General features: G+C 59.3%; 22 protein-coding genes. 12 read left to right on the top strand and 10 right to left on the bottom strand.

Annotation, left to right across the window (positions count from 1 at the left end; genetic code table 11):
• Positions 1 to 99: 99 nt before the first annotated feature.
• The 8 genes from P2081_RS12240 (at position 100) to P2081_RS12205 (ending at position 8719) form a co-directional block, all read left to right on the top strand.
• Positions 100 to 639, top strand: coding sequence for a DUF3305 domain-containing protein (locus P2081_RS12240; RefSeq protein WP_278923351.1), 540 nt, complete (start codon positions 100 to 102; stop codon positions 637 to 639).
• On the top strand, positions 636 to 1313 hold the full coding sequence (locus P2081_RS12235; RefSeq protein WP_278923157.1) for a DUF3306 domain-containing protein: 678 nt from the start codon (positions 636 to 638) through the stop codon (positions 1311 to 1313). The genes P2081_RS12240 and P2081_RS12235 overlap by 4 nt, the downstream gene beginning before the upstream one ends.
• A gap of 29 nt (positions 1314 to 1342) precedes the next feature.
• Positions 1343 to 1975 carry a TorD/DmsD family molecular chaperone gene (locus P2081_RS12230; protein ID WP_278923350.1) on the top strand — a complete coding sequence of 211 codons (633 nt, stop codon included), beginning with the start codon at positions 1343 to 1345 and terminating at the stop codon, positions 1973 to 1975.
• 85 nt (positions 1976 to 2060) lie between these two features.
• Entirely contained in the window at positions 2061 to 2252 is a 192-nt protein-coding gene (locus tag P2081_RS12225; protein ID WP_278923156.1) for a twin-arginine translocation pathway signal protein, read from the top strand.
• Positions 2253 to 2378: 126 nt separating this feature from the next.
• On the top strand, positions 2379 to 5273 hold the full coding sequence (locus tag P2081_RS12220; RefSeq protein WP_278923155.1) for a formate dehydrogenase subunit alpha: 2895 nt from the start codon (positions 2379 to 2381) through the stop codon (positions 5271 to 5273).
• A 12-nt stretch (positions 5274 to 5285) separates the two neighbouring features.
• Positions 5286 to 5879, top strand: coding sequence for a formate dehydrogenase FDH3 subunit beta (gene fdh3B / locus P2081_RS12215; protein ID WP_278923154.1), 594 nt, complete (start codon positions 5286 to 5288; stop codon positions 5877 to 5879).
• 116 nt (positions 5880 to 5995) lie between these two features.
• Complete coding sequence (locus P2081_RS12210) at positions 5996 to 7246, top strand: formate dehydrogenase subunit gamma (protein WP_278923153.1); 1251 nt, start codon at positions 5996 to 5998, stop codon at positions 7244 to 7246.
• Positions 7247 to 7342: 96 nt separating this feature from the next.
• Positions 7343 to 8719, top strand: a complete 1377-nt coding sequence (locus tag P2081_RS12205; protein WP_278923152.1) for a sigma-54-dependent transcriptional regulator — start codon at positions 7343 to 7345, stop codon at positions 8717 to 8719.
• 48 nt (positions 8720 to 8767) lie between these two features.
• Here P2081_RS12205 and P2081_RS12200 read toward each other — a convergent pair whose 3' ends face one another.
• Together P2081_RS12200 and gap are read right to left on the bottom strand one after the other, a co-directional pair.
• Positions 8768 to 10693 carry a sensor histidine kinase gene (locus P2081_RS12200; RefSeq protein ID WP_278923151.1) on the bottom strand — a complete coding sequence of 642 codons (1926 nt, stop codon included), beginning with the start codon at positions 10691 to 10693 and terminating at the stop codon, positions 8768 to 8770.
• 211 nt (positions 10694 to 10904) lie between these two features.
• Entirely contained in the window at positions 10905 to 11906 is a 1002-nt protein-coding gene (gene gap, locus P2081_RS12195; RefSeq protein ID WP_278923150.1) for a type I glyceraldehyde-3-phosphate dehydrogenase, read from the bottom strand.
• Between the two features lie 166 nt (positions 11907 to 12072).
• Between gap and P2081_RS12190 the strand changes: the two genes are divergently transcribed.
• Positions 12073 to 13077: a LacI family DNA-binding transcriptional regulator gene (locus tag P2081_RS12190; protein ID WP_278923149.1), complete on the top strand. Its 1005-nt coding sequence runs from the start codon at positions 12073 to 12075 to the stop codon at positions 13075 to 13077.
• Between the two features lie 176 nt (positions 13078 to 13253).
• On the opposite strand, the gene P2081_RS12185 is transcribed toward P2081_RS12190, so the two are convergent.
• From P2081_RS12185 to P2081_RS12155, 7 genes are all read right to left on the bottom strand, one after another.
• A complete protein-coding gene (locus P2081_RS12185) occupies positions 13254 to 14399 on the bottom strand; it encodes an iron-containing alcohol dehydrogenase (RefSeq protein WP_278923148.1) in 1146 nt (381 codons plus the stop codon).
• Between the two features lie 108 nt (positions 14400 to 14507).
• Positions 14508 to 15890: an aldehyde dehydrogenase family protein gene (locus P2081_RS12180; RefSeq protein ID WP_278923147.1), complete on the bottom strand. Its 1383-nt coding sequence runs from the start codon at positions 15888 to 15890 to the stop codon at positions 14508 to 14510.
• A gap of 77 nt (positions 15891 to 15967) precedes the next feature.
• Entirely contained in the window at positions 15968 to 17329 is a 1362-nt protein-coding gene (locus P2081_RS12175; RefSeq protein ID WP_278923146.1) for a glutamine synthetase family protein, read from the bottom strand.
• A 59-nt stretch (positions 17330 to 17388) separates the two neighbouring features.
• Positions 17389 to 18423 (bottom strand): TRAP transporter substrate-binding protein, encoded by a 1035-nt coding sequence (locus P2081_RS12170; protein ID WP_278923145.1) that lies wholly within the window; start codon positions 18421 to 18423, stop codon positions 17389 to 17391.
• A gap of 86 nt (positions 18424 to 18509) precedes the next feature.
• Positions 18510 to 20012 carry a TRAP transporter large permease gene (locus P2081_RS12165; RefSeq protein WP_278923144.1) on the bottom strand — a complete coding sequence of 501 codons (1503 nt, stop codon included), beginning with the start codon at positions 20010 to 20012 and terminating at the stop codon, positions 18510 to 18512.
• On the bottom strand, positions 20012 to 20566 hold the full coding sequence (locus P2081_RS12160; RefSeq protein ID WP_269751834.1) for a TRAP transporter small permease subunit: 555 nt from the start codon (positions 20564 to 20566) through the stop codon (positions 20012 to 20014). The genes P2081_RS12165 and P2081_RS12160 overlap by 1 nt, the downstream gene beginning before the upstream one ends.
• Before the next feature lie 34 nt (positions 20567 to 20600).
• The gene (locus P2081_RS12155) at positions 20601 to 21386 is read right to left on the bottom strand and encodes an N-formylglutamate amidohydrolase (RefSeq protein WP_278923142.1); all 786 of its coding nucleotides are present in this window, start codon (positions 21384 to 21386) and stop codon (positions 20601 to 20603) included.
• A gap of 157 nt (positions 21387 to 21543) precedes the next feature.
• On the opposite strand from P2081_RS12155, the gene P2081_RS12150 reads away from it, so the two are divergent.
• The 3 genes from P2081_RS12150 (at position 21544) to P2081_RS12140 (ending at position 23404) form a co-directional block, all read left to right on the top strand.
• On the top strand, positions 21544 to 22416 hold the full coding sequence (locus P2081_RS12150) for a MurR/RpiR family transcriptional regulator (protein WP_278923141.1): 873 nt from the start codon (positions 21544 to 21546) through the stop codon (positions 22414 to 22416).
• 154 nt (positions 22417 to 22570) lie between these two features.
• On the top strand, positions 22571 to 22936 hold the full coding sequence (locus P2081_RS12145; RefSeq protein ID WP_278923140.1) for a hypothetical protein: 366 nt from the start codon (positions 22571 to 22573) through the stop codon (positions 22934 to 22936).
• Between the two features lie 117 nt (positions 22937 to 23053).
• Positions 23054 to 23404 carry a RidA family protein gene (locus tag P2081_RS12140; RefSeq protein ID WP_278923139.1) on the top strand — a complete coding sequence of 117 codons (351 nt, stop codon included), beginning with the start codon at positions 23054 to 23056 and terminating at the stop codon, positions 23402 to 23404.
• 146 nt (positions 23405 to 23550) lie between these two features.
• Here P2081_RS12140 and P2081_RS12135 read toward each other — a convergent pair.
• Positions 23551 to 23887 (bottom strand): hypothetical protein (locus P2081_RS12135; protein WP_278923138.1); only part of this gene is annotated, 337 nt, incomplete at its 5' end.

The raw sequence follows: 23887 nt of genomic DNA, 5'->3' as shown, positions 1-23887 counted from the left end.
GACAGCATCTGCTGCGGCGACACAGGGGGCAGACGGAATTGTGCAGCTGACAAAGGGTATCGTGACGGGGTGAGCCAAAGCGCAGAGAAAACTGATGTGATGCCGGTCGGGGTGGTGATACGTCGCGCGCCGGGCGTGACCCGCTGGGCAAGGTGGAACTGGACAGTTTCGGGGTTGTTGCCTGCTGCGCGTCCGGCGGATTGGCACCTGCTGCGCACAGAGGCGGGGGTGAGCGAGTATCACGCTGCCACCCTGCCGCTGGAGCTGCACCGCGCCGAGGCCGAGGCCTATATGCAGGCGTTGGCCACCGATCCCCCCAGTCTTTATGTGATCCTGCGCGAGGCCGACCAGGGTAGCTTTCCGCTGGAGGTGGCGCTGATTACCGCCTCTCCGTTTGAAGCGCAGGACTATGCCGACAGCGGTGATGAACTGGTGGAAAAGGTGGCGATGCCCAGTGGGCTGGTGGCTTGGCTACGCGCCTTTACTGTGGCACATTTTCGCGAAGAAGAATTCGTAAAGCGGCGTCGCGATAAAACGGACATTGGCAGTGTCGAGGATGGTATCGGCGATCCGCGCATTGCGCAGCTGACAGATGTATACCGCTCTCCTGCGCTGGCCAAGAAGGAGCGGCTGCAATGACTGCAACGACCTTCTGGGCACGCCGCCAGGCGGCCGTCGCCGCCGAAGAGGCAGCTGAAGAACAGGCGCAAATTTCGGTCGAACGCGCTGCCCGCGATCAGGCCGTCGCCGAGAAAAGCGACGAAGATCTGTTGGCAGAGTTGAGCCTGCCAGAGCCAGAGAGCCTGAAAGCCGGTGATGATTTCAAAGTATTCCTGGGCGAGCAGGTGCCCGCGCGGATCAAGACACGGGCTCTGCGTCATTTGTGGCGGGCCGACCCGGTGTTGGCCTGCGTTGACGGGCTGGTGGATTACGGCGAGGATTTCACCGATGCCGCGCTGGTGATCGAAGGAATGCAGACTGCCTATCAGGTCGGGAAGGGCATGACCCAACATGTAGACGCGCTGGCCCGCGAAGCTGCGCAGGCAGAACAGGACGCCGCGCAGCAGGTGGATTTGGCTGATGCGCCGCCCCCGGAGCCGAGCGCAGAGTGTAGCGAAAGTGCGGATCCGACCCCAAGCGCTGATGCGGCGGGGGCGGATCCGCTGGCCGACAAGCAAGACCCTGATTGGGGGCAGGTTAGCGACAGCCCAGTCCCGATTGGGACACCAGAAATCCGTGTCGAGATGAGCCCAAGCCAGCACTATACTGCCCTTCGCCGTATGCGGTTCTCTTTTGAAGGAGTGCCCGAATGACCCCCGACAGCCCGCAGATGGAGCCCCAGATGTCAGCCACTCTTGAGACCCCCACGACAAGGGCACAGCCGCCAGTTTCTCTCGGTGCCGAGGATCAGATGCGCGCGGATCTCTATAACTATCTGGGGGTCATGCTGGCAGGGCCGCCGGATCAGATGTTGCTGCAGCAGACTGCCGGGCTGTCTGGGGATGGCACCGATCTTGGCCAGGCGATCAATGGGCTGGCCAAGCTGGCCAGCCATAGCAAACCTGCCGCCAGCGAGCGGGAATTCAACAAGCTGTTCATTGGCCTGGGACGTGGTGAGCTGCTGCCCTATGCCAGCTACTACCTGACCGGGTTCTTGAACGAAAAGCCGCTGGCAATGCTGCGTCAGGATATGGCGGCACAGGGGATCACCCGGGCGCCAAATGCCTTTGAACCCGAGGATAACATCGCCTCTCTGATGGAGATGATGGGGGCCATGATCGCCGGGCGTTTTGGTCCCTCGGCGGACCTGGAGCAGCAAAAGCGGTTTTTCAGCAAACACATCCGCCCCTGGGCCGGACATTTCTTTTCAGATCTCGAAGCCGCAAAGGCGTCGGTTCTCTATGCGGCCCTCGGCGCTGTCGGGCGGCACTTCATGGATATCGAAGCCGAAGGTTTTCGGATGAGCGCGGAGTAATCCGCAAAAGGGCGCAGGGCTTTGGCGCTGCGCTGTAACCCAGTGAAACAGGAACCTGGCCCTAGCGCCGGGAGGAGGAGTTCACATGAGCAAGAAGGAAGAGGGTGGCAGCAGCCGCCGCGACTTTCTGAAACTGGCGGCGACAACGGCACCGCTGGCTGCGGTGGCAGTGGCCACCAGCGGCACTGCGGCTGAGGCTGCGGCACCCGATCTGGCATCCGACAAGATGCAGGATACCGCGCATACCCGCGCCTATTACGAAAGCACCCGGTTCTAATCAGCGCCGGTCGCACACAAGACCTTCATCAACCACGGGGCAACTGGTTGCGAGACGCCCGACCGTCCATGTGGTTTTCCATAAACCCAGCAGGCCCGTATTTCTGGGCTGGCAAGGGAGGTTTACATGCTTAGGAAAAAGACCAACGGGGTTGCGAGACGCCCCCAGCGGAGCTCGATCCTCAATCAGGTTGCGGAAGCATCCGTTGACCGGCGCGCCTTTTTGCGCGGGTCTGGCCTGGCCATTGGTGGCCTGGCTGCGATCAGTGCCACAGGTGGCACGGTTACACAGGCCACTGCAGCGACAGCCGCAGCAGGCGCGGTCGAAACCATCAAATCCGTCTGCACCCACTGTTCGGTTGGCTGTACCGTCGTCGCCGAGGTGGAAAACGGTGTCTGGACGGGTCAGGAACCCGGCTGGGACAGCCCCTTCAACATGGGGGCGCATTGCGCCAAGGGCGCATCGGTACGCGAACACGCGCATGGCGAACGTCGCCTGAAGTACCCGATGAAAAAAGAGGGCGGAGAGTGGAAGCGCATCTCCTGGGATCAGGCCATCGACGAAATCGGTGGCAACATGATGGATATCCGCGAGGAAAGCGGTCCTGACAGCGTCTACTGGCTTGGCTCGGCCAAGTATAACAACGAACAGGCCTACCTGTTCCGCAAATTCGCGGCCTATTGGGGCACCAATAACGTCGACCATCAGGCGCGGATCTGTCACTCAACGACCGTGGCGGGTGTGGCCAATACATGGGGCTACGGCGCCATGACCAACTCCTACAACGACATCCATAACTCCAAGTCGATCTTTATCATCGGCGGCAACCCAGCTGAAGCGCACCCTGTTTCGTTGCTGCATCTGCTTAAGGCGAAAGAGCAGAACAACGCCCCGGTTATCGTGTGTGATCCGCGCTTTACCCGTACGGCGGCCCATGCCGATGAATATGTCCGCTTCCGGCCAGGCACCGATGTGGCGCTGGTCTGGGGCATTCTGTGGCACATCTTTGAAAACGGCTGGGAAGACAAGGAATTCATCCGCACCCGTGTCTGGGGGATGGAGCAGATCCGCGACGAGGTGAAGAACTGGACACCAGAGGAAGTAGAGCGCGTCACCGGCGCGCCTGGTGAGCAGCTGAAGCGCGTCGCGCGCACCCTGGCCAACAACCGTCCCGGCACCGTGATTTGGTGCATGGGGGGCACCCAGCACACCACGGGGAACAACAACACCCGCGCCTATTGCATCCTGCAGCTGGCGCTTGGCAACATGGGCGCCTCTGGCGGCGGCACTAATATTTTCCGGGGCCACGATAATGTGCAGGGCGCGACCGATCTGGGCGTGCTGTCGCATACGCTGCCTGGATACTATGGCCTGTCCAAGGGTGCCTGGGCCCACTGGGCGCGCGTCTGGGAAGAAGATCCAGAATGGCTCGCCAATCAGTTTGATACGCTGAAAGGTGCAGATGGCAAGGACAAGAGCCTGCAGAACTTGTCGGGTATCCCTGTCAGTCGTTGGATTGATGGTATCCTGGAAGACAAGAAAAACATCGATCAGCCCAACAATGTGCGGGCTATGGTCCTGTGGGGGCATGCGCCGAACTCACAGACCCGGATGACGGAAATGAAAACGGCGATGGAGCAGCTGGATATGCTGGTCGTGATCGACCCCTATCCAACGGTTTCGGCTGTTTTGCAGGATCGTACCGACGGTGTCTATCTGCTGCCGGCCTGTACCCAGTTTGAAACGCGTGGCTCTGTCACGGCCTCGAACCGGTCCATACAGTGGCGCGATCGCGTGGTTGAACCCCTGTTCGAGAGCCTGCCGGATGAAGTCATCATGGCAAAGTTCGCCAACAAGTTTGGCTGGGCGGATCGTCTGTTCCGCAACATCGAAATGGAGGATGCGGAAACCCCCAATGTTGAAAGCCTCACCCGCGAATTCAACAAGGGGCTCTGGACCATTGGCTATACTGGTCAAAGCCCCGAGCGGCTGAAACTGCACATGGCCAACCAGCACACCTTTGACCGCACCACGCTGCGGGCTGTGGGTGGTCCGGCCGATGGGGATTTCTATGGTCTGCCATGGCCCTGCTGGGGCACAGCAGAGATGAAGCACCCCGGCACGCCGAACCTCTATGATATGTCGCGGCCGGTTTCTGAGGGCGGTCTGACATTCCGCGCCCGATTTGGCGTTGAACGCGATGGCGACAATCTGTTGGCGGAAGGTGTCTACAGCAAGAATTCGGACATCCAGGACGGATACCCTGAATTCACCATGCAGATGCTGATGGATCTGGGCTGGGATGGCGATCTTACCGACGCCGAACGCGCCTCGATCGAGGCCGTGGCTGGTCCCAAGACCAATTGGAAGACCGACCTTTCTGGCGGTATCCAGCGGGTGGCGATCAAGCACGAATGTGCGCCCTTCGGCAATGCCAAGGCGCGGGCCGTGGTCTGGACCTTCCCGGATCCGGTGCCAATTCACCGCGAACCGCTGTATACCAACCGTCGTGATCTGGTCAAAGACTACCCAACATACGAGGACCGTCATTCCTATCGTCTGCCGACCCTCTATGCCTCTATCCAGAAGAACGATGTCTCCAAGGACTATCCGATCATCCTCACCTCCGGGCGATTGGTGGAATATGAGGGCGGCGGGGAAGAGACCCGTTCCAACCCTTGGCTGGCCGAATTGCAGCAGGACATGTTTGTCGAAATCAACACGCGGGATGCCAATAATCTGGGCGTACGCGACGGCGAACAGTGCTGGGTCGAAGGCCCCGAAGGTGGCAAGGTCAAGGTCATGGCCATGGTCACCGAACGGGTGGGGGCGGGCGTTGCCTTTATGCCGTTCCACTTTGGCGGGCATTTCCAGGGCAAGGATCTGCGGGATAAATATCCCGAAGGGGCAGCCCCCTATGTCCTGGGCGAAAGCGCCAACGTGGCCTTTACCTATGGCTATGACAGCGTCACGCAAATGCAAGAGACCAAGTGTACTCTTTGCAAGATCACTGCAGCATAAGGAGAAAGAAAGATGGCAAGAGCAAAGTTCCTCTGCGACGCCGAACGCTGCATTGAATGCAACGCCTGTGTGACCGCCTGTAAAAACGAGCACGAGGTGCCCTGGGGCATCAACCGGCGCCGTGTTGTTACCATCAATGACGGCAAACCTGGTGAACGCTCGATCTCGGTGGCCTGCATGCATTGTTCCGATGCCCCCTGTATGGCCGTGTGCCCGGTGGATTGTTTCTATCAAACCGAAGACGGTGTGGTGCTGCACTCCAAGGATCTGTGCATCGGCTGTGGCTATTGTTTCTACGCCTGCCCCTTTGGCGCGCCGCAATATCCGCAGGCCGGCAGTTTCGGTAGCCGTGGCAAGATGGACAAATGTACCTTCTGTGCGGGTGGACCTGAAGAGAACAATTCCAATGCGGAGTTCTCTAAATATGGCCGCAACCGGATTGCCGAAGGCAAGCTGCCGATCTGCGCCGAGATGTGTTCCACCAAGGCCCTGCTGGCCGGGGATGGCGATACGGTCTCTGCGATTTACCGCGAACGGATCGTGGCACGCGGCTTTGGCTCCGGCGCTTGGGGCTGGGGTACAGCCTATGAGCAAAAGGGCGGCTAAACGCTGGCATCTGCTTGCGTAAAACAACCTGCGTAAACGAACGACGGCCTGCTCAGTGCAGGCCGTCTGCAAACTGGTATTTTTTCAAATTTGCGACCCGCAAAGGAGTGTGGCCCATGCTGCGCCTGGCATTTCTCTTTTTCATGCAGCTGATGCTGTGGTTCCCCTTGGGGCCTGAACAGGCGCTGGCACAGGAGGCCAATACAGCTGTCGGCACCCCTGCGGCGGATGCCGCGGTGGACCGCAGTGCAACGGGCGGGGCGCAGACCTTGGCGGATATCCTGGCCCGGCAAGAGGGGCAGACGCTGGATGAAGGCTTCCGGCGGGACAATATAGGCGACCCTGCGGCCGCTGCGGCCATGACCCAGCAACTGGGTACGCTTGGCGGTGCCTCGGATCCCGATCTGTGGCGACAGATGCGCTATGGCACCGCCGAGGTCCGGGTTTCGGCCGGTGGGGATGTGGCCAAGGTGCTGATCCAGGATGGTGGGATGACCTGGCTGAACTTTCGCGCCGGACCGCTGCGCCACTATGGCGGCTGGCTGTTGCTGGGCACCATCGGGGGGCTGTTGCTGTTCTTCCTGCTGCGGGGCCGGATCATGATCGACGGCGAAAAGTCTGGCCGCACGGTAACGCGTTTCAAGGCGATTGAACGCTTTGCGCATTGGTTGATGGCGGGGTCTTTTGTTATTCTTGGCGTGACCGGACTTTTGTCGCTGTTTGGCCGGGTGGTGATCGCCCCCTATCTGGGCAAAGCGCCCAATGCGGCGATTTTGGACCTGGGCAAATGGCTTCACAATATGGTGGCCTGGGGCTTTATTGTTGGTCTGGTCATGGTCTTTGTCATGTGGGTTGCCCACAATATTCCAAACCGTACCGATCTGGTCTGGCTGCGCCAGTTCGGCGGAATCATTGGATCAGCGCACCCGCCGGCCAAGAAATTCAACGCCGGGCAAAAGATGATCTTTTGGTCGGTTATTCTGTTTGGCACGTCGATTGCGGTGTCAGGGATTTCCTTGTTGTTCCCCTATGAACTGCAACTCTTTGCCAAGACCTTTGCGGTGATCAACTCCACAGGTCTGCCAGAGATGCTCGGCTTTGGTGTGTTGCCGGTTGATCTGGCGCCACAAGAAGAAATGCAATTGGCGCAAGCCTGGCACGCCGCGCTTTCCTTTGTGTTGATGGCGATTATTATTGCCCATATCTATATCGGCTCTCTCGGGATGGAGGGGGCCTATGATGCCATGGGCTCGGGGGAGGTTGATGAGGCTTGGGCCCGTCAGCACCACTCTATTTGGCTGGAAGAGGTCCTGGAAGAAGAGCAGGCCTCCGCACCGCCTGGCAAGGCACAGCAGCCAGCAAAATAACACAGGTATGAAAACAGATGGCGCAGGCAGGCCCGACCCTGATAGGTTGGGCAGGCCTGTTTTGGTACGACCGGGGCAGGGGCAAGTGAGGCAGCAATGAAAGACAGGGCAGTGGCGGCAATGACGCGGGCAGAAGGCGCAAGCGACGAATACGGAGAGAACCTGGCCAATGCCTCGATCCTGGTGATTGATGACGAACCGGGCATGCGCAACTTTCTGACCAAGATCCTGGCACCGCGCTGCAAACGGGTTGAACAGGCCGCATCTGCTGCCGAGGCCTCGACCATTCTGGATCGGGCGCATTTTGATCTGATCATTCTGGACAATATCATGCCGGGCAAAACCGGGCTGGAATGGGTGCAGGAACAGCGCCGGGTGGGGCTGTTTGCCGATACCATTCTGGTGACAGCCTACGCTGATCTGGAAACGGCTATTCTGGCGCTGCGCACCGGGGTTGCCGATTTCGTGCTGAAACCGTTTCGGGCCAATCAGATCCTCAACTCTGTGGCGAGGGCGCTGGATCGCAAATATTTGCGGCGCGAAAACTATTTGTTGAAGCATGAACTTCTGGCCGAAGGCAGCGCGGCACGCGGACGGCTGTTGGGCATATCGCCTGCTATCAGTCAGGCACGCGATATGCTGCACCGCCTGGCACCGCTGCCAACGCCGGTATTGTTCACCGGGGCCAGTGGCACTGGCAAGGAAATCGCCGCGCGCACCCTGCATTCGCTGTCTGACCGCGCGATGCAACCCTTTGTGGCGGTGAACTGTGCCGGGATTGCACCGGACCGCATCGCCTATGAGCTGTTTGGCCAGATTGATGAACAGAACCGCCGCAAGGACGGATTGTTCCTGCATGCTGACGGGGGCACGCTGTTTCTCGATGAGGTGGCGCAGATGCCTGATCAGGTACAGGCGGCGCTGCTGCGGGTGCTTGAGGATCAGCGGGTGCGCCCGGTTGGTGCCGAGCGGGATATTCCGCTGAACCTGCGGTTTCTTTTTGCCACCAATGCCGATCTGCAAACCGCCGTTGAAGACGGGCGCTTTCGGGCGGATCTGTATCACCGGATCAATGTGGTCGAGATCCAGATGCCCCCCTTGAAAGAGCGCATTGAAGACATCGTCGAGCTGGCAGCCCTGTTCATGGAACAATTCGCCAGCAGCCTTGGCATGGAGGCGCTGGAGTTGAACGAAGAGACCCTGTTGAAGTTCGCGCGCTATGACTGGCCCGGCAATGTGCGCGAGCTGCGCAATCTGATTGAACGTTCGGTGATTTTGGGGGAATTCCCAGAAGAGTTTGCCGGCAAGGGGGCCATCACCGGGGCTGCTGCAGTTGAATCGCTGGATTTGGTGACCCAGCGCCATATCATGCATGTGCTGGACGCCTGCGATGGTAACCGGGCCGAGGCGGCGCGCCGTCTTGGGGTGTCGCGAAAAACTGTTGATCGCAAATGCGCGAGCTGGGACCTTTGACCTCGCTTGCGCCGCACCTGTTTTAGCCTGGGCCGCCGTGCCCCTTGGTCAGGCGATGTTTGCCTGCTCTGGTGCGGCGGCGGGCAGCCAGATCGAGAAGGCAGCCCCACCTTCGGCGCGATTGAAGGCCGAGATGATCCCGCCGGCGCGCTGTACCAGGGTCTGACTGATAGAGAGCCCCAGGCCAGTCCCTTCGCCCAGTTTGGTAGTGTAAAACGGATTAAACACGGCGCCAATCTGATCTTCGGCAATGCCGCAGCCGGTGTCAGCGACCGTCAGCAGCGCCCCCACCTTGCCATCACGTTCCGCAGCGCAAAGAGACAGGGTCAAACTGCCGGCCCCGGCCATCGCCTGGGTGGCGTTGAGGATCAGGTTGATCACCACCTGCTGCAGCTCTCCGGGGTCAATCCGCACCGGCGGGGGCGCATTTTCACCTTCGGCAAAGCGCTTGTCCACCTGAATGGTCTGACGCGAAATCACATGGTCCACCAGCACCAGACAATCGCTGACCAGAGGCGCAAGATCGAGGCTTTCCTCAAAGGTGCCAAATTCAGACGGTCGGGCGAATTGCAGCAGCTTGCCGACGATGGCGCCAATGCGCATGACCTGATTGTCGATCAGGTTCAGTTCGGTCTGCAACTCGCCTGCAGCCTCGCCCAGGGTCATGCGGATGACATCAACATTTCCCTGGATCACCGCCACCGGGTTGTTGATCTCATGCGCGACACCAGCGGTGATTTCACCAATAGAGGCAAGCTTTTCGCTCATCACCAGCTGTTTGAAGGTTTCTTCCAGCTTCTTGTTGGCATCGCGTAGTTCCGCAGTGCGCCTGTCCACACGGGCGTTCAGCTCGTCCGCCCAATCGCGCAGGCGCTGGTCACGGTCCTGGATCTGGTCCAACAGGCTGTCGAGGTGGCCTGCGACCTGGCCAATTTCATCCTGTCGGCGTGTGGTGCCGTTGCGGGCGGTCAAATCGCCACGTTCGACCCGCTTCATCGTATGGCTCATTCGTTCCAGGGGCGCGAATATCCCCTTGGCCAGCCACAAGAAAAGCGGCGCAGATAGGACCATGACGAGAAGGAATACCGCGATAATGGTCCAATAGGCCTCACCTTTGGCAGCGGTATAGGGCGCTTCGAGAAAACCGACATAGAGCATGCCAACGCGGCTGCCAAAACTGTCGGTCAGTGGCAGATAGCCCGAGATATACCAGTCATTGACCACAAAGGCGCGGTCCAGCCAGGTGCGCCCCTCGTCCAGCACCTTGTTGCGCACCACGGCAGAGACGCGGGTGCCAAGGGCGCGCACATCTTCGAACAGGCGCACATTGGTGGAAATGCGGGTGTCATCCAGAAACAGGGTGGCGGTGCCCTGCCGGTTCTGATCGGCGGGCCCGCCAAGATAGACCAGCGCATTCAGGGTGTCGATGAAGTCGAGATTGCGGTTCAGCAGGCGCCCACCACGCAGCACGCCGTGATGGCCAGTGGCGGCGACGGGGGCCGTGGCATGCAACATCATGCCACGATCCTCGACCTGTCGCTGTGTCGGTGCTGCGGCCTCGGTTTCAATCAGCGGGATACGGGCATCTTCCACCATATGCGGCAGGGCCTGTGCCAGGTCCTGCGGTGAAAAAATGTCAATCTGTGCCGCGCGCTGCCCGTTGACGGCTGCCTGCACCACTGGCCATTCCCCCAGGGTCGAAGTCAGATCCCGAGGCGTAAGATATTCCAGAAAATCCAGCTGCAACGCGGCGCGCAGGGGGGCCAGGTGGGCCTGAACCGCTGCCGGTCCTTTGGTCAGGGCCAGTTGAAAATCGGTGGAGTTTGCAATGCTGTGCAGGCTTTCGGCACTGCCGGTCTGCAGGTGCCCCAGATATTGTTCCGCGATGCGCAGATCGCTTTCCACCTTTGCGATGAGAACCGCATCATAATCCGCGTTCCAGCGCGCCATTGCCAGGGTTAGCAACAGCGGCATCAGCACCGCCAGGGGCAGCAGCGCCAGCAAAAGCAATCTGAGGCGAACGGATTTCAGACCTTTTCCCCTTTGGCTGGAACCGTACACGGCGCTGACATTTCGATGCGGTCAGAGTGCCATTCATTGGGGATGCATGGCAAGGGTCAGTAGGAAAAGGGCGGCCCCCAGGGGCGGGGCATGCCTGCCTGCCAGGTGCCGCGCGTGGTTGGCTTTAGATCAAGCTGCCCATGTGGCGAGCTGTGTCCAGCATCCGGTTGGAAAAGCCCCATTCATTGTCATACCAGCTGACCACGCGGACCAATCCCCCCTCGGTGACCGAGGTTTGCCCCGCTGCAAAGCAAGACGAATGTGGATCATGGTTGAAATCAATCGAAACCATCGGATCGACTTCATAGGACAGCACCCCGTTGAGCGCGCCATTTGCGGCCTCTTGCAGGGCGGCATTCACCGCATCAACGGTGGCGGGGCGTTCCGGCATAAAGCTGAGATCCACCACGGATACATTGGGCGTGGGCACCCGGATGGCAGAGCCTTCCAGCCGCCCTTTCAGCTTTGGAAGCACCTCTGCGATGGCGCGGGCCGCCCCAGTTGAGGTGGGAACCATCGACAGGGCGGCTGCGCGACCACGATAGAGGTCACTGTGTGGGCTGTCATGGGTTGGCTGATCCCCGGTATAGGCGTGGATCGTGGTCATATAACCAGTCTGGATGCCAAAGCTCTGGTCCAGCACCTGCGCAACCGGGGCGAGGCAGTTGGTGGTGCAAGAGGCGTTGGAGACAATTAGATCGGCGGCTGTCAGATCGGTGTGATTGACGCCGTAGACCACGGTGCGGTCCATATCCTTGCCTGGAGCGGACAGCAGGACGCGCTTGGAGCCATTGCCCAGATGCGCGGCAGCGGCGTCGCGGCTGGTAAAGCGCCCGGTGCACTCAAAGGCGATATCGACATCACCCCAGGATAGATCCTTGGGATCGCGCAGCGCGCTAAGCCGAAGGGTCTTGCCTGCAACTGTAAGGCTGTCGTCGCTGTGCTGCACCGCCGCCTTTAGCCGTCCATGCACAGAATCATATTTCAGCAGATGCGCCAGGGTTTGCGCTGGGGCCAGATCATTGATCGCGACGATTTCGATGTCCTGGGCACCGCTTTCCAGCAGGGCCCGCATAACACCACGGCCAATGCGGCCAAATCCATTGATGGCGATTTTCAGGGTCATCAGAGAGCTCCAGTTTACTGCGCAGCAGATCTGCGCCGTGATTTTGATTTGTTATCGCTAACGTTTGCGATATCGGTAGCGATAACATCGGTAAAATGCAACCCTCAATGCCGCGAGCTGACCCTGTTGCCCTTGCGGTGGGGCGCGAAGTGCAGGACCATGCGACATGATCAAAAAAATGCTTTTGAAGGACGTTGCCCGGCTTGCCGGTGTTAGCGAGATGACCGCCAGCCGTGCGCTGCGTGGCGCACCGGATGTGTCCAACGCAACCCGTGCCAAGGTCGAGGAAATTGCCCGTGCCCATGGCTATGTGCCCAATCGCATTGCGGGGTCTCTGTCGTCGCAATCGGTAAATCTGGTGGCGGTGGTTGTTCCCTCGCTCAACAGTTTTGTTTTCCCCGAGGTGCTTTCGGGGATTTCCTCGGTGCTGAAGCAAAGCCCGCTGAAACCGGTGGTGGGGATCTCGGGCTATGAAATGGATGAAGAAGAAGAGGTGATCCGCGAAATGCTGAGCTGGCGACCCTCGGGTTTGATCGTCGCCGGGTTGGAGCACAGTGAAGCAACCCAGAAAATGCTGCTGCAGGCCGATTGCCCGGTGGTCGAGGTTATGGATGCGGATGGCACCCCGCTGCGCCACTGCGTTGGCATCTCGCATCTGCAGGCCGGGCGGGACATGGCGGCGCAGATTCTGGCGCGGGGCTATCGGCGTATCGGCTTTATTGGCACCAAGATGCCGCAGGATTTTCGCGCGCGAAAACGCTATGACGGCTTTGTTTCGGGTCTGGCAGAGCAGGGCATCGCGCTGACTGATTTGAAACACTATGCTGGCGATAGCGCGATTGCGACGGGGCGACTGCTGACAGAGCAGATGTTGGCCCGCCAACCGGACCTAGACTGCATCTATTACTCCAGCGATGTGATGAGCGTGGGCGGCTATATGCATTGTCTGGCAGAAGGCCTTTCGGTGCCGCAGGATGTGGCGCTGGCCGGTTTCAACAACCTGCCGATTCTGGAAGGCCTGCCCTTGCAGTTGGCCACCACGGATGCCTGTCGCCGCCCCATTGGCGAACGCGCCGCCGAGATTGTGCTGCAAGCCCGCGACAGCGCTGCCGATCTGGCGCCCATTCGCGAAATCCTCAGCCCGCGGATCAACCTCGGCCAGTCGCTTTAGAACGCATCGCGTTCATCTGCACTCTCGCTATGGGATCGGCCTTTGCGGGGATCAGATGTCCCAGGGCCACAATACGGGTGCTCATTTTGCGCAGCTTGGCTGCACGCAATGTAAAAGCCCCCCGGCAGGATATGCCGAGGGGCTCATTTTCTTTGCTATCGCGATGAGAAAGCGCCTTACAGGGCAGCCTTGAACAGCTCTGTCAGATTGGCCTCGGTCAGCTCAATCGGGTTGCCCCCGCAAGAGGGGTCGATGATGGCGCCTTTGACCAGATCGGGGATTGCGGCCTCGGTGACGCCCAGATCCGACAGCTTGCGCGGAATGCCCATGCTGTCGTTCAACTCCTGCACATAGCCGCAGAACCCGTCAAAGCCCCCCTCGATGCCCAGATAGGCGGCTGCCTTGTCAAAGCGATCGGCAATCGCCGACGCGTTGAATTGCAGCACGGCGGGCATGCAGACCGCATTGGTGGTGCCGTGATGTGTGTTGAAATGCGCACCGATTGGGTGGCTCATGGCATGGATAGCACCCAGCCCCTTTTGAAAGCCGGTGGCCCCCATGGCAGCGGCAGACATCATCTGCGCGCGGGCTTCGATATCGGTGCCATCGGCATAGGCGCGTGGCAGATAGTCTTTGACCAGGCGCATACCTTCCAGTGCGATGCCCTGCGACATCGGATGGTAATGCGGCGAGGAAAAGGCCTCGACACAATGGGCAAAGGCATCCAGGCCAGTGCCGGCGGTGATGAACTTGGGCATACCAACGGTCAGCTCGGGATCACAGATCACGACCGCAGGCAGCACCTTGGGATGGAAGATGATCTTTTTTACATGGCTGACGCTATCGGTGATGACGCTGGCGCGCCCCACTTCAGAGCCGGTGCCAGCCGTGGTGGGTACCGCGATGATCGGCGCAATGGCATCAGCATCGGCGCGGGTCCACCAATCGCCAATGTCTTCAAAATCCCAGATCGGGCGGGTTTGGCCCGCCATGAAAGCAACCATCTTGCCCAAATCCAGGCCAGAGCCGCCACCAAAGGCAATGACGCCATCGTGGCCACCTGCATTATAGACCGCGACCCCGGCCTCCAGGTTTTTCTCATTTGGGTTCGGGTCCACTTCAAAGAAGATGCCGCGTCCCAGGCCTGCAGCCTCCATGATGTCGAGGGTGCCTTTGGTGACCGGCAGATCCGCCAGACCCTTGTCTGTGACCAGCAGGGGCTTCTTGATCCCGGCGGCGGCGCAGGCCTCCCCCAGTTCCTTGATCCGGCCAGCGCCGAATTTGATTGCGGTCGGGTAGGACCAGTTTCCAACGAGAGACATATCTTCGCCTTTCATATGTGGCCGCAGGGGCCAACGTAACACTCTGCCCTCGGGCGGCATGCCCAGGGCTATGGTGGCCCGACCTGTTTCCAGTTCGGGCCGATAGGGTTACCCCGCCACCTTCTTCAGGTGATAGCTCTTGGGTCGGGTGAGGTTCTGATAACCGATGACCGACAGTCCACCACCGCGACCGGTGTTCTTGCACCCCGTCCAGCATAGGCTGGGATCCAGATAATCGGCACGGTTCAGGAACACGGTGCCAGTCTCGATCTCGTCACCGATGCGGGCGGCGCGGTCCAGATCACGGGTCCAGAGCGAGGCGGTGAGGCCAAATTCGCTGTCATTCATCAGGGCGATCGCTTCGGCGTCCGACGACACTTTCATGATACCAACCACCGGGCCAAAGCTCTCGTCGCGCATCACCCGCATTTCATGGGTGACATTTGTCAGGATCTGCGGTGTCAGATAGGCGCCACCGTCGTCTTCGGCCATGGTGTCGATATGCGCCACAGCCCCTGCTGCGACGGCTTCGTCGATCTGGGCACGCACTTCGGCGGCAAAACGCACATTGGCCATTGGGCCCATGGTTGTGGCCTCATCCAGTGGGTTGCCAAGCTTGTACCCTTTGACGATCTCGACCGCCTTGGCGACAAACTCATCATAAAGGCTTTCGTGAACATAGATGCGTTCAATGCCGCAGCAGCACTGACCGGCATTGAACATGGCGCCGTCAATCAGCGTATCCACGGCCGCATCCAGATCCGCGTCTTCCATCACATAGCCGGGATCTTTGCCGCCCAGTTCGGTGCCGACACCCGTAAAGGTGCCTGCTGCCGCGCGTTCCATTGCCTGGCCGCCGCCAACCGATCCGGTGAAATTGACAAAGTCAAAGGCGCGCTCAGCAATCAGGGCCGAGGTGGTGTCATGGTCCAGGAAAACGTTCTGGAATACCTCAGCCGGAACCCCAGCGGATTGGAACGCCGCCGCCATCCGCTCACCAACAAGCAGGGTTTGCGTGGCATGTTTCAGCACCACGGTATTACCGGCAATCAAAGCCGGCGCTAGCGTGTTGATGGCCGTCATATAGGGATAGTTCCAGGGGGCGACGATAAAGACAACCCCATGTGGCACCCGCTTGATGTAGCGTTTAAAGTCAGCATCATCGCCAACTTCGATATCTGCCAGCGCGGTTTCGGCAATCTCCGCCATGTAGGAGCTGCGCTCGTTAAAGCCGCCAAATTCGCCGCCATAGCGCACCGGGCGCCCCATCATATGGGCCAGCTCGGGAACGATTTCATCATTCATCGCGCCAATGGCGGCAACACCGGCCATTACCAGATCGATGCGTTCCTGCACCGGGCGTGCAGCCCAGGCCTTTTGCGCTGCGCGCGCCGCAGTGGCGACAGCAAATCCCTCGTCGCGGGACAGGGTCTGGCGCTCTGCATAAACCGATCCGTCAATCGGAGAGATACATTTCAGGGTCTGGCCCATGTTCATCCTCATCTCGTTTGAAAGGGGAGGCCCCCCTTCATCTTGCCAAAAATACCTTCGCCGAAGGCCGCGCGCCGCTAGGCGCGCTCAAACCCGCGGGCGATTTCATAGTCGGTGACGACGCGGTCGAAATCTTCAATCTCGACCTCGGCGGCACGCGTGTAGTGCTCCACCACATCGTCGCCCATGGCGGCGCGCAGCATCTCTGATCCCTTGAGGCTCAGCCGGGCCTCGCGCAGGGTTTCAGGGATCAGCCCGCTGTCGCCCTGATAGACATCACCCGTGGCCGGGGCCTGCAACTCCAGCCCCTCTTCGATGCCGGCAATGCCGGCGGCCAGCATCGCGCCCATTGCCAGGTAGGGATTCATGTCCGACCCCGGAATGCGACACTCTACCCGGATGGCCTTGCTGCCAACACCACAGAGCCGGTAGCCGGCGGTACGGTTGTCTACCGACCAGATGATCCGGGTGGGGGCAAAGGTGCCCTTCATGAAGCGCTTGTAGCTGTTGATATAGGGCGCCATGAAATAGGTGTAGTCGGGCGCATATTTCAACAGGCCCGCCATGTAGCTTTTCATCAGCGCCGACATGCCCAGCTCGTCTTGCGCGTCATAAAAGGCGGGTTTGCCATCCTGCCACAGCGACTGGTGCACATGGCTGGAAGAGCCGACCTTGTCGCGGTGCCATTTGGGCAGGAAGGTCACGGCATGGCCCTGCTGCCAGGCGATTTCCTTGGTGGCATGTTTGGCGATGGTGTGGAAATCGGCGGTATCCTGAGCGCGGCCATATTTGATGTTCAGCTCTTCCTGGCCGGTCTCGGCCTCGCCCTTGGTACATTCCACCGGAATGCCGGCATTCCACAGGTGATTGCGCAGCGGGCGCATCACGTGTTCTTCCTTGGTGGTTTGCAGGATGTTGTAGTCTTCGTTGTAGCCAGAGATCGGCTGCAGGTCGCGGAAACCCTCTTTGCGGATCGCGTCAAAGTCTTTTTCAAACAGGAAAAACTCCAGCTCGGTTGCGGTCATGGCATCAAAGCCAAGCGCGGCCAGGCGGCGGATCTGTTTTTTCAGAATGGCGCGGGGGCTGTGGGGAACTTCTTCATGGCTATGATGATCCAGTACATCACAGAGCACCATCACTGTGCTTTCAAGCCAGGGGAGGGGGCGCAGGGTGGCCAGATCGGGCTTCATGACATAATCGCCGTAGCCGTTTTCCCAGCTGGTCGAGGCAAAGCCGTCGGGGGTTGCCATCTCCAGGTCGGTGGCCAGCAGATAGTTGCAGCAATGGGTTTCTTCCCAGGCGCCATTGATAAAGTGTTGCGCATGAAAACGCTTACCCATCAGGCGTCCCTGCATGTCGACAAGGCAGACCAACACGGTATCTACATCGCCATTTGCAACTTGGGCTTTCAGATCGTCAAAACTCAGAACACCAGTCATGGGGTACTTTCCTGTATAGCAGAGGGTGCCCCGGCACAGCGGCGCCGGGGCAATTTGATTTAGCCGTAGCGGTAGGGGCGACCGGCCTTTTGCATGTCAGAGTTGTACTTCTTGAAGACCTCGACAACCTTGGCCTTGGTGGGGCTTTCGGCAGCGATTTCATCCCAGAACTTGACGGCGGCGTCTTCGACGGTTTTCCATTCGTCGTCAGGAATGGAGGTCAGCTCCAGCTTGGGGCCATTGACCCGCAGGGAGGCTTCGCCACCCCAGTACCACCACTGACGATAGTAGTGCGACTGGTCACAGCAGACGCGGAACAGGGTCTGCAGATCTTCGGGCAGTTCGTTCCAACGCCCCTGGTTGGCAAAGAAGGATCCAGCCCAGGCACCAGAGATGTTGTTGGTCAGGAAGTAGTTGGTCACATCAGCCCAGCCAACGGTGTAGTCTTCGGTGATGCCGGACCAGGCAACGCCGTCCAACTCGCCGGTCTGCATGGCGACTTCGATGTCTTCCCACGGCAGGGTGACAGGCACGACGCCAAACTGGCTGAGGAAACGACCCGCAGTTGGGAAGGTAAAGATGCGCTTGCCTTTCAGGTCTGCCAGGCTGCGGATCGGGTCTTTGGTGGCAAAATGGCAGGGATCCCACGCGCCGGCAGAGATGTGTTTGACGCCAACCTTGGAATATTCCTCATCCCAGATCTCGTTCAGGCCGTACTGGTTGAACAGGACAGGCACGTCGAGCGAATAGCGCGAGCCAAAGGGGAAGTAGCCGCCAAAAACGGTGACTTCGGTGGGCGAGGCCATCGAGTCATCGTCCGACTGCACGGCGTCGATGGTGCCGCGCTGCATGGCGCGGAACAGTTCGCCCGTGGGGACCAGCTGATCGGCAAAATAGAGTTCGATCTGCATGCGGTCGCCGGCGATCTTGTTAAACATGTCAACGGCGGGCTTCACCACGTGTTCTGCCAGGGCAGCACCCGCATAGGTCTGCATCCGCCATTTGATGGTGGATTGTGCCAGTGCAGGGGTTGCCAGAGGTGCAGCCATTGCGCCAACGCCTGCGGTTTGCAGGAACTTACGTCTTGTTGTCATTACTCTCTCTCCATGTTGGATCGGGGTGAAATAGGGCCCCCGAGCGGGGCTCTTCTTGGGTTATTTCGGGGACTCTGCCATCCGGGTCAATTGCCGTAGACCAGCTCTGGCAGCCAGAGCGCGATCTGTGGGAATATCATGATCAGGGCCAGAGCCACGACCATAACAGCGGCAAAGGGGATGATAGAGATATAGATGTCCTTCAGGCCGATTTCCGGCGGTGCCATGGCCCGCATCAGGAACAGGTTATAGCCAAAGGGTGGTGTCATATAGGCGATCTGGGTGGTGATGGTGTACAGCACCCCGTACCAGATCAGATCGAACCCCAGTGCGCCAACCAGCGGCACATACAGCGGTGCCACAATCACCAGCATCGCTGTGTCATCCAGGAAGGTCCCCATGATGATAAAGCTGAGCTGCATCAGGATCAGGATCATCCAGGGGCTCAGACCCAGCTGGGTTGTGAACAGATCCTCGATTGCCTTGACCGCGCCCAGCCCATCAAAGATAGCGCCAAAGCCCAGGGCCGCCAGGATGATCCACATGAACATGCAGGAAATCCCAAGGGTCGAGCGGACCGAGGTTTCAAACACCTCCTTGTTCATGCGGCCCTTGAGGATGGCCGCGATAAAGGCGGTCATGGCACCAATGGCAGAGCTTTCCACCAGCGAGGTCCAGCCGTTGACAAAGGGCACCATCATCGCAGCAAAGATCGCCAGGGGCAGAACGCCGGAAAACAGCAGGCGGTGTTTTTCCTTCAGGAATACATCCTTGTAGAACATCGGCAGGCTGCGGGTGGTAAAGGCCAGAACCGCGGCACCCAGCGCCACCCCAATAGAGGTCTTGGGCGCAACCATGTCCAGTTTGACCAACAGCGGCACAATAACGATGGAGGCCAGTACGACAAAGTTCAGTCGTAGCGGGTGACTGCTGACCTGGTCATATTCGGCCAGGTCTTCCGGGGTCATGGCGGGGCCAAGGTCCGGCTGCATCTTGGCGCGGATATAGATGTAGATGATGAACATGGTGGCCATCAGCAGACCGGGGATGACCCCGGCCAGCCACAGCTGGCCAACTGGCTGGCGTGCGATCATTGCATAAAGCACCAGAACCACCGAAGGCGGCACCAGAATACCCAGGGATGACCCGGCCTGAATGGTGCCGGTCACCAGGATCTTGTCATAGCCCCGCCGCAGCAGCTCTGGCAGCGCAATGGTGGCACCGATGGCCATCCCGGCCACCGACAGGCCGTTCATGGCGGAAATCAGCACCATCAGACCAATGGTGCCAATGGCCAGGCCGCCCTGCACCGGGCCCATCCAGACGTGGAACATACGGTAGAGATCATCGGCGATCTTGGATTCCGACAGCACATAGCCCATGAAAATGAACATCGGCAGCGTCAGCAGCGGATACCATTTCATCAGCTTCATCGAGGCGGCAAAGGGAATTTCCACCCCGCCCGTACCCCAGAGCATCATACCGGCGACAGCGCCGACAAAGCCAATGGCGCCAAAGACGCGCTGGCCGGTCATCAGCATCAGCATCATGCCGGCAAACATGACAATCGCGATCAATTCATAGGGCATCAGATTTCGACTCCGCGAAGACGGCCGATATCGCGGAACAATTCGGCAAGACATTGCAACAGCATCAGGAAGACGCCAAAACAGAGGATGGATTTTACGGGCCACAGATAGGGCCGCCAGGCGGTAGAGCTGCGCTCGATATAGCCGATTTTGGCCCAGGCCGCGCTTGGGCCTTCGGTGAACAGAGTGGCCAGGATATCGCCAAAGAAGCTAAAGGGCTCCATCCCGAAATAGCCCAGGCTATAAGCCATAGAGCTGACCGCCCCATAGAGCAGCACGCCGAGATAGAACATCAGGAACAGTACGGTAAAGGCGTCCACCATCGCCTTGGTGCGGGTGGTCCAGCCGCCATAGAACAGGTCCATCCGCACGTTGGACCCCATCTGCATCGAATAGGGCCCGCCAAGGATATAGTAGGCCACCATGATGAACTGGGCCATCTCTAGCGTCCAGAGCGAGGGATTGAAGAAAGTCTTTGACACGGAAGACCACAGAAGCACCCCGATCAGGGCAAAGATCAGGTACATGGCAAAGCGGCCAATCAGCCGGTTCATCGCCTCGACGGCGCGAATGTAGCGCAGAATGAGATTAGGCACCGGCACCTCCTGTGGGTTGGGTCGCTGCTAGGGCCGGGCGCAGCAGGGCCATCAGTTCGTCCGCTATCCGGGCCTCGTCTTCGGGGGTACGCAGCAGGTCATTGCGCACCTCGATCATGACATTGGCCAAACCGTTTTGCAGCCCATGCAGCTGCAGCGAATGGGTGACGCCATCTTCGGGGCCATAGGGGTCATTTCGGCTGACCTGGCGATGGGGCAGGGCCGAGGCGTGATCCAGCATGGCATCCGCGAGGCGGCTGTCGCTATCGTGCAAAATTCCGATCTCTACGCTGCGAGGGCTGCCATAATAGACCGGCGTAAAGCTGTGAATGGTGATCAGCGCCGTTGTCAGCCCGGCTGCCTTGCGGGTTGAAATTACCTGGCTGACGGCCTCGCAGAATGGTGTGTAAACAGTTGCGGTACGTTCGTCGCGCTGGTCCTGGGTCAGGTTTGTATTGCCGGGAACCTCAATCACTTCTGATTTTTCGGGCATCGCCGATGCGGCCTCTGGTGGGCGGTTGCAGTCATAGACGAGGCGCGACACCTTGGAAGCAATCAGTGGGGCATCCAGCGCATCCGACAGCAGGCGCGCAACAGCGCGCGCACCAGGATCCCAAGCGGCATGGCTCTGGCGATCCGCCTCGGCCAATCCCAGATCGCCATAACGAGGTGGAATGTGGTGACTGGCATGCTCGCACAGGATAACGGCATTCCCACGGCCGGCGCCGTTGGATACTTCATAGGCCTCGCTGCGAGCGGTGGAATCGCTCAGTGACATTCGGGTCTCCTCATTTTGAAAAAATCTTTTCACGCAGGATTATTTCTGTCAATATAATTTCAGAAGAGATTTCTCCCGCAAGGACAAACGGAGCGGTCTTGTCAAAGATGTCTTGTTCTTGTTGCCTGTTTTTTATTCACCCGAGGGGGATCCTGCCTTGACCAAATCGTCACTCACCGTGCGAGAAAAGATCCGGGATCACTATGCGACGCTGACGCAATCAGAGCGCAAGTTTGCCAATTCCCTGCTGGAAAATTACCCTGCAGCGGGGCTGGCTTCGATTACCATTGTCGCGTCCAATGCAGATGTTTCAACGCCAACGGTGGCGCGCATGGTGCAAAAATTGGGCTTCAAGGGCTATCCGCAATTCCATCAGGCGCTGCTGAAAGAGTTGGAGGCAAAGGTTTCTGGCCCGACCCAGCGGCGCGCCAACTGGGCCTCAGAGGCACCAGAGGGGCATATGCTCAATCGGTTTTCCCAGGCGGTGACCAATAACCTGAGCCAGACATTCTCCAATGTGGATTCGGGCCAGTTTGATGCCGCCGTGCGCCAGTTGGCCGATACCGACGGACGCCTTTATGTTGTCGGCGGCCGGATCACCCGTGCCCTGGCGGATTATGCCTTTACCCATTTCCAGGCCGTCCGGCAGCGGGTCACGCATATGACCTCTTCTTCGGCGACCTGGCCGCATTACGTGTTGGACATGGAAGCAGGTGACACCCTGCTGATGTTTGATGTGCGCCGGTATGAGACGAATTTGCAGCGGCTGGCCGAACTGGCAGCAGAGCGTGGCGTGAAGGTGATTCTGATCACGGATCAATGGGCCAGCCCGATCACCGCGGTGGCGGAGCATGCCTTTAGCTGCTGGGTGGAAATCCCCTCGGCCTGGGATTCCAACATCTCCACCATGATGCTGCTTGAGGCGATGATCGCGGCCACCCAAGAGGCCAGCTGGGATGAAACCAAAGAACGCTATGACCGCCTTGATGCCCTGTTTGATACGACCCGCCTGTTCCGCAAGTTTTCTTGAGGGGGCAATGTGCCGGATGCCCGGTGGCAGCAGAAAGCGTCGTTCGCCTATGCGCGAATGTTGGCAGGCATAGACAGGCGGGCGGGCTTGCGTCATGCTGGACGCGCCTGCTGTTATAGGCTGCGTTGAAAACATTCTTTCAGGTTGAGATATCATGCCCAAAGCTCTTTCCCACCTTTCCGTTTTTGCACTGGTTGCCCTGACAGCAGTGGTTGCACAGCCCGCGTTCGCCAAGCCGCTCAGCCGGATGTTGGCAGACTCGCCCATGTCGCCCGGTGACTTTGATGCCATGCGCGCGGCCGAGGCAGCGCTGTATGGTCACGCCGACGTCAAGGTGGGCTCTTCGGTCAAGTGGAGTAATCCCGAAACCGGAACCTACGGGGTGATCAAGGTCAGCAGCAAACCTTCGGGCTGTGTTGTGATGCGGCACATGGCACATCCCAAGGGGGCAACTCCGGCGCGCGAGATCACACGCAAGTTCTGCAAGGGCGCTGATGGAAAATGGCTGCTGAGCGAGTGATCAGCGGCTAAAGTCTTTAGCGACTTCTTGTTCCGGGCTGCTGCATCTGTCTGGCGGCCTGTCTATGGGATCTGTCTATGGGGCCTTGCCCTTTCATCTTACATCAGGAATGACATAATGTCCGAAATCACCCGTCTTCACACTGGCGCCCGTATGAGCCAGATCGTCACCCATGGCGACACCATCTATCTTGCAGGTCAGGTCGGCACCAGGGGCGCAAGCGTGGCGCAGCAGACCCAGGATTGCCTCGACAAGATCGACGCGCTGCTGGCCGAGGTGGGGTCTGACAAGACGCGCCTGCTGCAGACGACCATCTGGCTGGCCGACATGGCCGACTTCGCCGAGATGAACGCGGTCTGGGATGCATGGGTCCCGGAAGGCCACAGTCCGGCCCGCGCCTGCGGCGAGGCGAAGCTGGCGCTGCCTGACTTCCTGGTGGAGTTCATTGTTACTGCGGCCAAGGCCTGATCGCGCCTTCCAATATCCGGAAGAGACCACAGGAAAAGGGGAGGGCTCAGCCAGTGGCTGGGCCCTTTTGCGTTTCGTTGTAGTGCGCTGCGAAACGCGCCAGCTAGCGGTTTGGTATTGTGCGATTTGGGTCGATCACGCGTGATTCATGTACGAGAGTTGAGTGAGTCTGTGTGTAAGTCTGTGTGTAAGTTCTGATTTGGTGTTTTGGGTTTGTTTCTGTGGTGGTTTGGGGGGTATTTTTGAACGGTTTGCGGAGTTTTCCTTCGTGTAAAGTATTGATATTGTTTATGTTTCACAATTCTGTTGCAGAAAGTTGCGATTTGTTTTGTTTTTGGGTTGCGGGTGCTGCCGGTTATACTTAGAACCCCCTCTACCGGCAGCGGCGACGCGGTTGGTTGGGTCGCTTCGGTGGCCGGACGGGTTGGAGAGACAGCCTGGCGCATCGGGAAGACGGTGGGACGCTCGGGAGAGGCCGGGGCA

The sequence above is a fragment of the Pseudophaeobacter profundi genome, assembly GCF_029697505.1.
Classification (GTDB): domain Bacteria; phylum Pseudomonadota; class Alphaproteobacteria; order Rhodobacterales; family Rhodobacteraceae; genus Pseudophaeobacter; species Pseudophaeobacter profundi.
This window is presented reverse-complemented; position numbering and strand designations above follow the sequence as displayed.

Coding starts and splice junctions, on each gene's coding strand:
- fdh3B (WP_278923154.1), top strand. CDS start 5,286: ATGGCAAGAGCAAAGTTCCTCTGCGACGCCGAACGCTGCATTGAATGC.
- P2081_RS12165 (WP_278923144.1), bottom strand. CDS start 20,012: ATGCCCTATGAATTGATCGCGATTGTCATGTTTGCCGGCATGATGCTG.
- P2081_RS12200 (WP_278923151.1), bottom strand. CDS start 10,693: ATGCCGCTGTTGCTAACCCTGGCAATGGCGCGCTGGAACGCGGATTAT.
- P2081_RS12160 (WP_269751834.1), bottom strand. CDS start 20,566: ATGAACCGGCTGATTGGCCGCTTTGCCATGTACCTGATCTTTGCCCTG.
- P2081_RS12145 (WP_278923140.1), top strand. CDS start 22,571: ATGCCCAAAGCTCTTTCCCACCTTTCCGTTTTTGCACTGGTTGCCCTG.
- P2081_RS12235 (WP_278923157.1), top strand. CDS start 636: ATGACTGCAACGACCTTCTGGGCACGCCGCCAGGCGGCCGTCGCCGCC.
- P2081_RS12140 (WP_278923139.1), top strand. CDS start 23,054: ATGTCCGAAATCACCCGTCTTCACACTGGCGCCCGTATGAGCCAGATC.
- P2081_RS12175 (WP_278923146.1), bottom strand. CDS start 17,329: ATGACTGGTGTTCTGAGTTTTGACGATCTGAAAGCCCAAGTTGCAAAT.
- P2081_RS12230 (WP_278923350.1), top strand. CDS start 1,343: ATGTCAGCCACTCTTGAGACCCCCACGACAAGGGCACAGCCGCCAGTT.
- P2081_RS12185 (WP_278923148.1), bottom strand. CDS start 14,399: ATGTCTCTCGTTGGAAACTGGTCCTACCCGACCGCAATCAAATTCGGC.
- P2081_RS12205 (WP_278923152.1), top strand. CDS start 7,343: ATGAAAGACAGGGCAGTGGCGGCAATGACGCGGGCAGAAGGCGCAAGC.
- P2081_RS12225 (WP_278923156.1), top strand. CDS start 2,061: ATGAGCAAGAAGGAAGAGGGTGGCAGCAGCCGCCGCGACTTTCTGAAA.
- P2081_RS12180 (WP_278923147.1), bottom strand. CDS start 15,890: ATGGGCCAGACCCTGAAATGTATCTCTCCGATTGACGGATCGGTTTAT.
- P2081_RS12220 (WP_278923155.1), top strand. CDS start 2,379: ATGCTTAGGAAAAAGACCAACGGGGTTGCGAGACGCCCCCAGCGGAGC.
- P2081_RS12190 (WP_278923149.1), top strand. CDS start 12,073: ATGATCAAAAAAATGCTTTTGAAGGACGTTGCCCGGCTTGCCGGTGTT.
- P2081_RS12155 (WP_278923142.1), bottom strand. CDS start 21,386: ATGTCACTGAGCGATTCCACCGCTCGCAGCGAGGCCTATGAAGTATCC.
- P2081_RS12170 (WP_278923145.1), bottom strand. CDS start 18,423: ATGACAACAAGACGTAAGTTCCTGCAAACCGCAGGCGTTGGCGCAATG.
- P2081_RS12240 (WP_278923351.1), top strand. CDS start 100: ATGCCGGTCGGGGTGGTGATACGTCGCGCGCCGGGCGTGACCCGCTGG.
- P2081_RS12210 (WP_278923153.1), top strand. CDS start 5,996: ATGCTGCGCCTGGCATTTCTCTTTTTCATGCAGCTGATGCTGTGGTTC.
- gap (WP_278923150.1), bottom strand. CDS start 11,906: ATGACCCTGAAAATCGCCATCAATGGATTTGGCCGCATTGGCCGTGGT.